The organism is Tahibacter amnicola (genome assembly GCF_025398735.1).
Lineage (GTDB): Bacteria > Pseudomonadota > Gammaproteobacteria > Xanthomonadales > Rhodanobacteraceae > Tahibacter > Tahibacter amnicola.
This window is the reverse complement of record NZ_CP104694.1, coordinates 2,832,714-2,845,700: the sequence shown is the minus strand read 5'-3', so window position 1 is coordinate 2,845,700 and position 12,987 is coordinate 2,832,714. Positions and strand designations below refer to the sequence as shown.

The window sequence follows — 12,987 nt, the reverse complement described above, 5'->3', positions numbered from 1 at the left end:
GGGGCAAGGACACATGCGTTGGCTGATCCGCCGGGTGCTCAAGCAGGGAAAAGGCGCCGTCTCCTACGAGGAAGACGTGCACTTCGGCGACCAGCTGTCGATCGGCCGCGCCGCGGACCAGGCCATCTTCATTCCGGACCTGCGCGTCGCTCTCAAGCACGCCCGCGTCAAGATCACCGGCCCCGGCCGTTATCGTGTCGATTCCCTCAATCTCGCCGGCATCCGCGTCAACGGCGAACTCACCTACGGCCTCGCCGTCAGCGCCGGTTCCACTATTGAAATCGGAAGCACCCGCATCACCCTGCTTGATCCACCGCGCGATTTCGAAGCCGCCGTCGAAATCACCACACTCGACAAGACCGAACAGGCCGCCGTCCACGCCCGGCGTGCCAAGCCCACCTCGCTCAAGGAAACCTGGCTGGGCAAACGCCTGCCCTCGTGGCTGCTGTTCTTGGGCACGCTCGTCCTGGGCCTGCTGATTCCCGCGGCGTCACACTACAGCCCCGTGATTGCTCGCGTGATCACCGCCGCGCATCTGCCCGGCACTACCAGCTGGAATCCTGGGCCGCTCGATGCCGCACACCGTTTCTTCGGCGACGACTGCAAGCGCTGCCACGACACGCCGTTCCTGCAGGTGCGCGACCGCACCTGCCTCAGCTGCCACACGCAGATCGCCGCACACGCCGACCCCGCAAAATTCAACCTGCCGGCGCTGGGCGAAGCCCGCTGCGCCAGTTGCCACCAGGATCACCACGGCCTGCGCGGCATGGTCCGCACCGACCAGGCCCTCTGCGCCACGTGCCATACCGATCTCAAGACGCGCACCCGCAACGCCAGCCAGCTCGCCGACGCCACCGACTTCGGCAAGAACCACCCGGATTTCCATATCAATCTGCCGGCCTGGAACGACATCAACGTCTTCGCACCGCAACGCACGCTGCTAACACCCATGGTCAAGGAAACCTCGGGCCTGAAATTCAATCACGTCAAGCATCTCAAGCCTGACCTCAACACGCCAAAAGGCACGCGCACACTCACCTGCGCCAGCTGCCACACACCCGATGCCGGCGGCCTGGCCATGAAACCGATCCAGTTCGAGACGATGTGCCACGAATGCCACACGCTGGGCTTCGACACGTTCTCCCCCGAACGCGAAGTGCCGCACGCGAAGGTGGCCGAGGTGGGCTACATGCTGGACGACTACTACGCCAGGCGGGCGCTTTCCGGTGGCTACAGCGACGCCGGCGCGCCCGCGGTCGTCCAGGCGCGGCGGCGTCCGGGTGACCCGCCGCTATCGCGGGAACAGCAGATCGAAGCGCTGGCCTGGGCGCGCAACAAAGCACGACAGGTGGTCGACAGCATCTTCACCGACCGCGCCTGCATCACCTGCCACACCGTCACGCCGCCCACCGCCGAAACCGAATGGCGCATTGCGCCCGTGCGTGTCGCCGGCATCTGGTTCGGCGAGGCATCATTCACCCACGCCAGGCACGCCACGATGGCCTGCGGGGATTGCCATCAGGCCACCACCTCCGAAACCGCCTCCGACTTGCTCATTCCGGGTATCGAGAATTGCCGGCAGTGTCACGCCGGCGAGACCGGGGGAAGCAAGGTGGCGAGTACGTGCATTGCGTGTCACAAGTATCATCAGGCGGAGGGGTTGAAGCTGCAGTCCCTGTAAACGCTTTGTATATTTCTGTAGATTGGGGTGAGCCGGGAGCGAACCCCACCAATGCAACCACGGTTGATCAGCCCACAATCTGATATTCCTGGTTGGGGTTCGGGCTGCGCATTGTCTGAGACACAAGCGATGGATTCCTGTAACCCGGGTCAACTCAAAGGGTCTGCCCCGGGGTGAACCTGCGAATACGTGAATGGAAAACCGATGATGTTGACGTTCTTGACCCGCTGTCTCGATGCCCTCAAACGATTCTGGGACGCACCTGCCTCGGCCGTATTTCCCACGGGCACATCGCTGCTTGACCGCGAAGGCTTCGTGCCGGACGGCTTCTTGTACGGCGTCGAAATTCTCAACGACGATTCATCCCCCATGGAATTCGTCGTGGATTGCCTTGTCACGCATGGCAACTTCGCCACGAAGCGAGCATACGAAATGATGCTTCAGATCCATTTGCGTGGGGGCGCTGTGCTCCCGACCGACACAATGGCGCAGGCCGAGGCATTTGCCGAGGGCGTGACGGCCGACGCGAAGGCGCGGGGGTATCCCCTCGTTTGCCGCGCCATCTCCCGGGACTATTCACCGTGATTCCTCCATCTATGCGATTGTCGTCTCGCATCGCGGTGAAGGTGTTCGGGAGCTTCTTCCCATGAGGAATTCGTTCTGGCAACGGTTCCTCGACGAACTACGCGCCGCCTGGAAGGGTCCACCGCCGCCGATCATCGACAGGGACAGCGTCTCCCTGGCACTGAAAAGCACGCTGAAGGAAGATTTCTGCTACGGCGTCGAGCTCCTGGACGATGACAAGACACCGATGGATTTCGTGGCCGATGCGCTTCAACGGCATGCGCGCATGGATTCGCGGGACGCGCAATTCGTGACGGTACATATTCACGCGCACGGCGGAATCCTTCTCTCAACGGCGACGCTGGAGGATGCGCAGGCCGTCGCCAGAGGTATCACCGACGATGCCACGCGCCATGGTTTCCCGCTGGTTTGCCGCGTCGTCCATCGCAAAACGCCGCCGGGCGACGCGTGACGCAGGCAACGCCATCTTTGCCATCTTCCACGCCGTACCGCCTTTGTACTGCCGGCACCGGCATGGAAATCCCCGCGCCTTTCCAATAGCCTCGCCCCGGCACTACCGGGCCGACGCACATTGACGTGAAAACGGTCCGGGCAAGCAGACCTGGAGCATCCAATGGGCTACGTCCAATCCTCCCTCACCCAGGACGAACGCATCGTCGCCGTCGGCAAGACGCATTGGTCGATTTATGCCGCACCGGTGAGCATCATCATTCCCGGCGTGGCCACAATCCCGTTCTGGCCTCCCAGCCACATTCCCTGGTGGACCATCAGCCTCGGCGTCGTCGCCATCGGCGCGCTGTGGTGGCTGAAGCGCTTCATCTACGCCTCGTCAACCGAACTCGCCGTCACATCACGCCGCGTTGTCGCCAAATTCGGCCTGATCAGCCGCCATACGATCGAGCTGGGCCACAGCAAGGTGGAATCCTTCCACGTCGAACAGAGCATCATCGGCCGGCTTCTCAACTACGGCACGATTGTCATCAAAGGTTCCGGCGGTACCAGCACCCCCATTCCCGCCATCGCCGACCCCCTGCGCTTCCGCAGCGCTGCGATTGCCGCGATGGAAGCCAGGTAGCCGCAGCGCAGGATGCTGAGCCGCGCTTTCGATTTTGTAGCCCGGGTAAGCGCAAGCGCACCCGGGGTGAATCACGAATTGCCGCCGAATCATCGCCCGCGCCACGCCGCGCATCTCCGGCGTCGACGCGCGTTCACCCCGGGTGAACCCTGCGGGTTAACCCGGGCTACGAAAAGCGTAGCCGCCATCGTTATTGCCGTCGCCGTTGCCGTCGCCGTTGCCGTTGCTTCTGCGCGCAGGATGCGCGCCGCTCTTCAATGGGGCCCCATTAGGGTCGGCGAGGCGCCGTAGGATCAGCCGCCGAAGGCGGTGGCGCACAGGGATGTGCGCCAGTTTGGTGCAGGGGCAGGATGCCCCTTCACCAAACCCCGGAGGCGACTCGCGAAGTCGCCGGCCATGGATGGCCGGCGACCGACCCGCCTGGGGTGTGCTTTCTCTTGCTTACTTCTCTTTGCACAAGCAAAGAGAAGTAAGTCGGCTGGCCGAAGGACAGACGAAACGCTCTTGCTCTTTGAGGCCCAGACACACCAAAACGCCCGGCAATGTTGGGCTTCGCTGCGCTCAGCACCAACCTACAGAAGTAAGTCGGCTGGCCGAAGGACAGACGAAACGCTCTTGCTCTTTGAGGCCCAGACACACCAAAACGCCCGGCAATGTCGGGCTTCGCTCCGCTCAGCGCCAACCTACAAAAGCCCACCCCGGCCCCAGATGGGGATGGCAATCCCCATCCCCTCCCCCACGAGCTATGATTCCCCCCGCGGGAACCACTGACGAGAGATTCGCCCCCGGCCGCTGCGGCGGCCTGGCTACGGGCATGCCACCTCGGAGGAAAGTGCGATGGGGAGATCGCCGTTTCGCGGGATGCTCGCTGGCCTCTGCCTGGTTCTGGCCGCTTGCAGCGGGGGCAGCAACTCCACCAGCTCCGTAGGCACGGCGCCGCCGAACACCACTACGCCGACCGATACCGGCTGCACCGGTTCCTGCACGACGGCGCAGTCGTTCCTGACCACCGCCGACGTGGAGAAGATCGTGGCCCAGGCGGCGGCGGAGGCCCAGGCCCAGAACCGCCGCGCGGTGATCGCCGTGGTCGACCGGGTCGGCAACGTGCTGGCCGTCTATGGGATGCCCGAGCGACGGGCCACGATTCCCATCACCTCCGGCCGCGGCGTCACGGGTGGCCTGGAAGGCCTGGAAGTGCCGCCGGAGCTGGCGGCCATCGCCAAGGCGGTCACGGGCGCCTACCTGTCCTCGGAAGGCAATGCCTTCAGCACCCGCACCGCCAGCCAGATCGTCCAGGAACACTTCAATCCGGGCGAATTCAACGCGCCATCGGGGCCCCTGTTCGGCGTGCAGTTCTCCCAGTTGCCCTGTTCCGACCTCTCCACCCGCTTCACCAGCGGCGTGGGCGTGGGGCCGCACCGGTCGCCACTGGGGCTGTCGGCCGATCCCGGCGGCTTCCCGCTCTACAAGGCCGGCGCGCCGGTCGGCGGCATCGGCGTGCTGGCGGATGAGCGCTATTCGCTCGATCCCTCCATTGGCGATACCGACCGCGATATCGACGAACTGATCGCCCTGGCCGGCACCTTCGGCTACGCGGCCCCCGTCGAGCGGCGCGGCGACCGCATCACGGCCGATGGCAAGACCTTCCGTTTTACCGATGTGGAATTCAGCCACCTCGCGCGCGACCCGGCCACGGCCCCCAGCCTGGCCAGCCAGGGCAACGGCACCATGATGGCAGTGCCCGGCTATTTCGGCGGCACCGTGCTCGCCGGCACCGCCTTCGGCCAAGCGGCCTCCGGCATCCGGCCCGATGCCGGCGACTACCCCAACCTCGACGCCTTCGTCCTCGACGATGGGGCCGGCAACAACCGCTACGCCCCGCGTGCCGGCACCGACGGCGCCAACGGTTTGACCGCCACCGAGGCCCGCACCGTCGTGCAGGAAGCCCTGGGCATTGCCAACCGGACGCGTGCGCAGATCCGCCGGCCGCTCTCGACGCCCGCGCGGGTCAGCATTTCCGTCGTTGACACCAACGGCACCGTGCTCGCCCTCGCCCGCACGCGCGACGCGCCGGTCTTCGGCCTGGATGTTTCACTGCAGAAAGCCCGCGCCGCACTGTTGTTCTCCGCCGCCACCACCGCGGCTGACCTCGCTGCCGCGGCCAACGCCCGCTACCTCAATGCGGCGCTCGATCTCCCCAACGGCACCGTCAACCTTTCCACCACGGGACAAGGCGACATCGCCGCCCGCGTCGGCCAGCTGCGCAGCTTCCTCGGCCTGCCCACGGCCCTGGCCGATACCAGCAATGCCTTCAGCAACCGCGCCGTGGGCAACCTGGCGCGGCCCTACTACCCCGACGGCATCATCAGTTCGCGCGCCGGCCCTCTCAGCCTGAATTTCGCCAGCTGGAGCCCTTTCCAGGATGGCCTCCAGCTCGACCTCGTCTACAACGCTGTCGCCAGCCACCTGGCCTTCTACCTCAACCAGCGCGGCCTCGCTCTCACGCTCGACGGCGCGCCTCTCGTACCTGCGCCCACGCCCGGGAACCCCATGCCGATCGGCGACGTCGCGCAGAACTGCACGGGCATCGCGCGCGCCGCCAACGGCATCCAGATCTTCCCCGGCAGCGTGCCGATCTATCGCGGTAGCGTTCTGGTCGGCGCCATCGGCGTCTCCGGCGACGGCGTCGACCAGGACGACATGATCAGCTTCCTCGGCGTCCATAACGCCGCGGCCCGGCTCAACGGTTCCATCGGCAACGCGCCCCGCGAAAAACGCGTCGACCGCCTCGAACCCGCCGCCGCCCGCCTGCGCTACGTGCAATGCCCGCAAGCCCCGTTCATCGGCTCCACCGACGACAACGTGTGCGAGGGAAAATAAGATGAGGCCCAGCACCGGATTGGCACTCTCGGCGCTTGCGCTGGCGATTGCCGCGGCGCCGTCCCACGCCGCCGCGCCGCAGGCGATCACGCCACACTGGATGGAGCTCACGGGCCTGCTTCCCGCGCCCACCTACGATCCCCGCCACTCGCAGATTCCGCGTCGCCGCCCCGGGCATCCCTACGTACCCTACAGCGAGCCCGATCCGCAGAACCCCGACGCCGTGGACCCGGCACCCGTCGACATGGCCGGCGAATTCCTGCCGGTGCCCGATCGCTGGCGCATCATGGAAGGCCTGGGTTTCAAGCACCCCTGGTTTGATCCCTACAACCAGAACGTCTTGAAAGGCGACAAGCCCATTCGCGGCGAGGACGAGTTCCTCAGTCTCACGCTGATCGCCGATACCATCGTCGAGCCGCGTTCGATCCCCACGCCGGTTGGTCCGCAGTCAACAACCAACCCCGGCTCGCTCGATGTTCTGGGCGATATCGACCAGCTGATCCTCGCGCAGACCCTGATCTTCAGCGCCGACTACTACATCGGCAACACCACCTTCAAACCGCCCGAGAACGAATACCGCGCCACGCTTGCGCTCAACTACAACCGCGTGCACACCGAAGAAGTGCGCGCGCTGCAGATCGATCCCTCGCTCGGCACCACGCGCGACGATGCCTTTCTCGGCGTGCAGGAACTCTTCTGGGATCACCATCTGCGCGATGTCTCTTCCCGCTACGACTTCGATTCCTTCCGCATCGGCATCCAGCCCTTCAATTCCGATTTCCGTGGCTTTCTGTTCCAGGACAGCCAGCCCGGCATCCGCTTCTTCGGCAACCGCGACAACAACCGCTGGCAATACAACATCGCCTGGTTCCGTCGGCTCAACAAAGACCTGAACTCCGGCCTCAACGACGTCACCCGCCGCTGGCGTGACGATGACATTCTCATCGCCAACCTGTACCGCCAGGATTGGCCAAAGCTCGGCTTCACCTCGCAGGTCACCGCCGTCTACAACCGCAATCGGGAAGACACGCCGTTCTTTGATTCGAACGGGTTCATCCAGCGGCCCTCATCACTGGGCGGCGAGCGCCCGCGCACCTATGACGTCGGCTATGTCGGCTACAACGGCGACGGACACTTCGGCCGCTGGAACCTCACCGTTTCCGCCTATGCGGCCGTGGGGCGGCAATCGCCCGGAACATTTATCGCGGGCGATACGGATATCCGCGCCGGATTCTTCGCCGCGGAAGTCTCGCGCGACTTCGACTGGATCCGTGTCCGCGGCTCCCTCGCCTATGCCAGTGGCGATGACGATGCCTTCGACGATAAGTCGACCGGTTACGACGCCATCTTCGAAAACCCCATTTTCGCCGGGGCGGATACGAGTTACTGGATTCGGCAGAACGTGCCGCTGATCGGTGGCGGCGGCGTGGCGCTGGCCCAGCGCAATGGCTTGCTGGCGAATCTTCGCTCGTCCAAGGAACTGGGGCAGAGCAATTTCGACAATCCCGGCCTGCGTTTGATCGGCATCGGCGCCGACTTCGATCTCACCCCACAGTCGCGGCTCTCGGGCAATCTCAATCATCTCTGGTTCGACAAGACCGAGATCCTGGAGACCGCACGCAATCAAGGCGGAATCGGCCGGTCCATCGGAACGGATGTTTCCGTCGCCTATATCTGGCGGCCGTTCATGACGCAGAACATCGTGTTGCGGTTGTCAGGGGCAGCGCTGCTGCCGGGGGATGGGTTCAAGGATCTCTATGGGGATCGGCATTCGACGTATTACTCGGTGTTGGGGAATTTCATCTTCACGTTTTGAAATTGCCGGAGCGCGGCGATGGCGCTGTCGTTTTCAATCAACGACCAGAGCAAGAGCGTTTCGTCTGCCTTGCAGGCAGCCGACCTACCTGCGTCCTTTTCGCATTCCTGGGCGTGGGGTGAAAGCAACAGCCAAAGCGTTTCGTCTGCCCTTCGGGCAGCCGACCTACCTTTCTTTGCTTGTGCAAAGAAAGGTAGGCCAAAGAAAGCACACCCCAGGCGGGTCGGTGGTTGGCCATCCATGGCCAACCACTGCGCGAGTCACCTCCGGGGTTTGGTGAAGGGCCATCCTGGCCCTGCACCAAACTCGCGCACATCCCTGTGCGCGCCCGCCTTCGGCGGCTTTTCCTCCAGTGCCTCGCCGACCCTAATGGGGCCCCCTTTCAAAGCAGCGCGCATCCTGCGCGCAGAAGCAACGGCATCGGCCACTTCATCGGTAACGCCGACTGCCAAGCCGGTGACATCGCCCGGCCCCGTAGCCCGGATCACCCCGAAGAGGTCATCCGGGGTGAACCTGCGTCGACGCTTGAAAAGCGTCGCAACTTCCCAATCGCAATCCGTCATTCCCCCGGACGCGCTGCGCTTTTCCGGGCTACGGCTTTTCGCGCGTCGCAACGTGCCAATCGAAACCCGACTAACGCCGATCCATATCGCTCCAACTTCGAGGGTGCTTTCATGACGACGCCACGCCATTGGCTAGCTAACGTCATCGAACAATGGACCGGTAACGCGTGGTCCCCAACGGGCACCGCGCGATCAGACCTCGCCGAAAACCGCACCGCCCATCGGGCGCTCGCGTCCCGCGAGCACACGCTACGAAGAATCTGCTGCAGCCCGCTCTTGCTCTCGCTTCTGCGCGCAGGATGCGCGCCGCTCTTCAAGGGGGCCCCATTAGGGTCGGCGGATTCCCGTAGGACCAGCCCGCGCAGCGGGTCGCGCACAGGGATGTGCGCGAGTTGGGTGCAGGGTCAGGATGACCCTTCACCCAACCCCGGAGGGAAGCCGCGTAGTCGCCGGCCATGGATGGCCGGCGACCGACCCGTCTGGGGTGCCCTTTCTTTTGCCTTCTTTTCTTTGGGCAAGCAAAGCAAAGAAGGTCGGCTGCCTGCAAGGCAGACGAAACGCTCGTCCGCTCTCCTCTTCTCGTTCTTCGCACTACTGATCTGCCCGATCTCAAATGCGAGCGAAGAAAAACCCGTCGAACGAACCTATGTAACCGCGCCAGACGCGCCAGCGTTCCAGACATGGGAAGACGCCAACAAAAAAAGCGCCGGCTGCATCAGCTGCCACACCGCCAGCGACCGCAAAACCATGCACGCCTCCGAGGCTGTCGTCCTCGGCTGCACCGACTGCCACGGCGGCAACCCTACCGTCTTCGCCAGTGCCCCCGAGACGCCAGCGGCACACGGCCACGACACCCACGATTCCGAACACGGCAAGGAACACGCAACACGTGTGGATCGCGGCTTCTCCACGGGCTACGTGGAAGCCATGGACAAAGCCCACATCCTCCCAAGATACCCAGGCAATTGGCCCAGCAGCGCCAACCCACCCCGCAGCTACACCCACCTGCTAAAGGAATCGCCCGAGTTCACGCGATTCATCAACCCCGGCGATCTAAGAATCGCAAGGGAAGCTTGCGGCGCCTGCCACCTCCCCCTCATCCAACAGGCAGAAAAAAGCCTCATGGCCAACGCCGCCATGTTCTGGGGCGCCGCCAGTTACAACAACGGCATCCTCCCCTACAAGCACAGCATTCTCGGTGAGGCTTACACGCGCGAAGGGCTGCCTTCGTCCGTCAAGAACGGCGTCGCCAACGACGATGCCATGAACAAGCGCGGCATCCTGCCGCAAATCTCCCCACTCCCCAGCTGGGAAACCACACCCCCAGCCGACATCTTCCGCGTCTTCGAACGCGGCGGCCGCAATATCGGCACGCTGTTCCCGGAAACCGGCCTGCCCAACGAATCCGGCAACATCCAACGCCTCGAAGAACCCGGCCGCCCCGATCTCAAGCAATCCAACCGCGGCCCCGGCACCGGCAATCGCGTTGCCATCCCGGTGCTCAACATCCACAAGACCCGCTTGAACGACCCCTTCACCTGGTTCCTCGGCACCAACGACAACCCGGGCGATTTCCGTTCCTCCGGCTGCTCCGCCTGCCATGTGATCTACGCCAACGACCGCGACCCGCGGCATTCGGCCATCCATGCCAAATTTGGCAATATGGGACAAACGGCACAAGCCGACCCCACCATCCCCAAGGGCGAATCCGGCCACCCGATCAAGCACGAATTCACCCGGCAGATCCCCACCAGCCAATGCATGATCTGCCACATGCACCAGCCGAACATGTTCATCAACACCATGCTCGGCTACACCATGTGGGATTACGAATCCGATGCCCCTTTCATGTGGCCGGAGAAACAGCACTACCCCAGCGACGAGGAAGCCCGCAAAACCCTCGACCGCAATCCCGAAGAGGCGGCCATTCGCGGCAAATGGCGCGATGTCGATTTCCTCAAGGACGTCTCCCTCCTCAACCCGCAGCTCAAGGACACCCAGTTCGCCGACTACCACGGCCACGGCTGGAATTTCCGCGGCATCTTCGCGCGCGATCGCAAGGGCACCCTGCTCGATGCCAGGCAGCAGCCCATCGACGATACCGATCCGGACAAATGGAAGAAGGCCGTGCACCTGTCGTCGATCCATGTCGACGTCGGCATGCAATGCGTCGACTGCCATTTCGCCCAGGACAACCACGGCAACGGCTACCTCAAGGCCGAGGTCATGGGCGCCGTCGAGATCCAGTGCCAGGATTGCCACGGCACCGTCGACAAGTACCCGACCTTGCGCACCTCCGGCCCCGCCGCGTCCAGGCATGGCCGCGACCTGCTGCTCATCCGCAACCCCGACGGCAAGAAGCGCTTTGAATGGGTCGGCGACAAATTGATCCAGCGCTCCGCCGTCACCCCAGGCCTCGAATGGACGATGTCGCTCACCAAGAACATCTCCAACCCGGCTTCGCCCGAGTACAACGAGAAAGCCACCCGCGCGCACACCGTCTCGCGTGACGTGGTGAAGCAGAACTACGGCGCCGACGTGCCCAAGAGCGAGCGCGCCCACAACGAGGACAAGCTGCTCTGCTACACCTGCCACACCTCCTGGACCACCAGCTGCGGCGGCTGCCACCTGCCTATCCAGGCCAACTGGAAGACCGAACGCCACAAGTACGAAGGCGGCTTCACCCGCAACTTCGCCACCTACAACCCCCAGGTGGCCCGCGACGACATGTTCTTCCTCGGCGTGCACGGCAGCATCAAGGACCACAAGATCGCCCCCGTGCGCTCGTCCTCGGCCCTGGTGCTGTCGTCCACCAATATCAACCGCGAGAAGATCTATATCCAGCAGCCGCCCATCGCCGCCAGCGGCTATTCCTCGCAGGCCTTCGCGCCCCACTACCCGCACACCGAGCGCAAGACCGAAACCAAGACCTGCACCGACTGCCATATCAGCAAGGACAACGACAACAACGCCCTGCTCGCCCAAACGCTGCTGCTCGGCACCAAGTTCATCGATTTCGTGGGCTTCAATGCCTGGGTCGGCGGCGACGGCGCCATCAGCGCCGTGCAGGTCACCGAATGGGATGAACCGCAGGCCGTGATCGGCAGCTACCTGCACAGATACGCCTACCCGGATTGGTACCAGCAGCACCAGCAGCGCAACCAGCGCCTGCCCACCGCCGAAACCCACAAGGCCGGCACCACCCAATGCCTGCAGCTACGCGGCGAATTCCTATACACCGCCGAAGGCGACCAGGGCATGCGCGTCTACGACGTCGCCAGCGTCGCCAACAAGGGCTTCTCCGCCAAGATCGTGACCGCGCCCTTCTCACCCCTGGGCCAGGACACCCGCATCCCCACCAAAAACGCCACCTGCGTGGTGCTCGCCACCACCCAGCCCGTGGCCCCGTCGCGCAGCGTCAGCGAACTCATGCAGGGGGCCAATCAAGAGCAGCCCATGCATCCCATCTATCGGTATGCCTTTGTGACGGATGCCGAAGAAGGTTTGATAGCCGTTGATATCGACACCCTCCACGACGGGGACCCACGCAACAACCAGCTCACGCGCGCCGTGACCTGGAACGAAGGCGGTGTGCTTACCGGCGCCCGGCACCTGGCCATTGGGGGTACCTGGTTCTATGTGATGGCCGACGCCGGTGTGGTGATCGTGGACATGACGGATCCTCTGCACCCCAGGCACGTGACCACGGTGCCCATCGCCGGCGCCCGGGCCGCGCAGGTGCAGTTCCGGTACCTGTTTGTGACGGCGAAGGACGGGCTGCACGTGGTGGATATCACCCTGCCGGACCGGGCCAAGGAGGTGACCGGAGCGTTCCTGCCGCTGGCCGATGCGCACAAGCTCCATGTGGCGCGGACCTATGCCTACATTGCTAACGGGTCCGAGGGACTGGCGATTGTGGACGTCACGAAGCCGGAGAAGCCGGTGCTGTACCAGATGTTCAATGCCGGCGGGAAGATCAGCGATGCGCGGGACGTGATTGTTGGTACGACGAATGCATCCCTTTTTGCGTATGTTGCAGATGGCAATAATGGGATTAAAGTGGTGCAGCTGACGTCGCCGGAGAGTCAGCCGAAGTTTTATGGGTTTAGTCCGGAGCCGAAGCCCGCGTTGATTGGGTGGCGGGAGATTGGGGGGGAGGCGTTGGCGTTGTCGCGGGGGTTGGAGCGGGATCGGGCTGTGGATGAGACGGGGAATCAGATTGCGGTGTTTGGGAGGATTGGGGCGAGGCCGTTTACCCAAGCGGAAATGGAAAGACTGACTATCCAAAATAGTCAGCCGTGGTCGGCAACAGACAAACCACTTAAAGGCACCATCACTTCGCCGGTAAGTCCAGTAAAGAAACCTTAACCAACGGGTGGCTATGTGA

The 12,987-nt window shown here is 63.8% G+C and carries 7 protein-coding genes; all 7 read left to right on the top strand.

Features of this window, described 5'->3' with window-relative positions:
• The first annotated feature begins 13 nt into the window (after positions 1-13).
• Positions 14-1,681 (top strand): cytochrome c3 family protein, encoded by a 1,668-nt coding sequence (locus N4264_RS12015; protein WP_261697278.1) that lies wholly within the window; start codon positions 14-16, stop codon positions 1,679-1,681.
• A gap of 204 nt (positions 1,682-1,885) precedes the next feature.
• Entirely contained in the window at positions 1,886-2,266 is a 381-nt protein-coding gene (locus N4264_RS12010; protein ID WP_261697277.1) for an ATP-dependent Clp protease adaptor ClpS, read from the top strand.
• Between the two features lie 61 nt (positions 2,267-2,327).
• The gene (locus N4264_RS12005) at positions 2,328-2,717 is read left to right on the top strand and encodes an ATP-dependent Clp protease adaptor ClpS (RefSeq protein ID WP_261697276.1); all 390 of its coding nucleotides are present in this window, start codon (positions 2,328-2,330) and stop codon (positions 2,715-2,717) included.
• Positions 2,718-2,879: 162 nt separating this feature from the next.
• Complete coding sequence (locus N4264_RS12000; protein WP_261697275.1) at positions 2,880-3,341, top strand: PH domain-containing protein; 462 nt, start codon at positions 2,880-2,882, stop codon at positions 3,339-3,341.
• An 837-nt stretch (positions 3,342-4,178) separates the two neighbouring features.
• Positions 4,179-6,221 (top strand): heme-binding protein, encoded by a 2,043-nt coding sequence (locus tag N4264_RS11995; protein ID WP_261697274.1) that lies wholly within the window; start codon positions 4,179-4,181, stop codon positions 6,219-6,221.
• 1 nt (position 6,222) lies between these two features.
• The gene (locus N4264_RS11990) at positions 6,223-8,037 is read left to right on the top strand and encodes a hypothetical protein (protein ID WP_261697273.1); all 1,815 of its coding nucleotides are present in this window, start codon (positions 6,223-6,225) and stop codon (positions 8,035-8,037) included.
• Between the two features lie 1,022 nt (positions 8,038-9,059).
• Positions 9,060-12,968 (top strand): LVIVD repeat-containing protein, encoded by a 3,909-nt coding sequence (locus N4264_RS11985; protein ID WP_261697272.1) that lies wholly within the window; start codon positions 9,060-9,062, stop codon positions 12,966-12,968.
• Positions 12,969-12,987: the final 19 nt, after the last annotated feature.

What these genes read in the sequence shown, in the direction of transcription:
- N4264_RS11985 (WP_261697272.1), top strand. Translation starts at nt 9,060, where the DNA reads ATGGCCGGCGACCGACCCGTCTGGGGTGCCCTTTCTTTTGCCTTCTTT.
- N4264_RS12010 (WP_261697277.1), top strand. Translation starts at nt 1,886, where the DNA reads ATGATGTTGACGTTCTTGACCCGCTGTCTCGATGCCCTCAAACGATTC.
- N4264_RS11995 (WP_261697274.1), top strand. Translation starts at nt 4,179, where the DNA reads ATGGGGAGATCGCCGTTTCGCGGGATGCTCGCTGGCCTCTGCCTGGTT.
- N4264_RS11990 (WP_261697273.1), top strand. Translation starts at nt 6,223, where the DNA reads ATGAGGCCCAGCACCGGATTGGCACTCTCGGCGCTTGCGCTGGCGATT.
- N4264_RS12000 (WP_261697275.1), top strand. Translation starts at nt 2,880, where the DNA reads ATGGGCTACGTCCAATCCTCCCTCACCCAGGACGAACGCATCGTCGCC.
- N4264_RS12005 (WP_261697276.1), top strand. Translation starts at nt 2,328, where the DNA reads ATGAGGAATTCGTTCTGGCAACGGTTCCTCGACGAACTACGCGCCGCC.
- N4264_RS12015 (WP_261697278.1), top strand. Translation starts at nt 14, where the DNA reads ATGCGTTGGCTGATCCGCCGGGTGCTCAAGCAGGGAAAAGGCGCCGTC.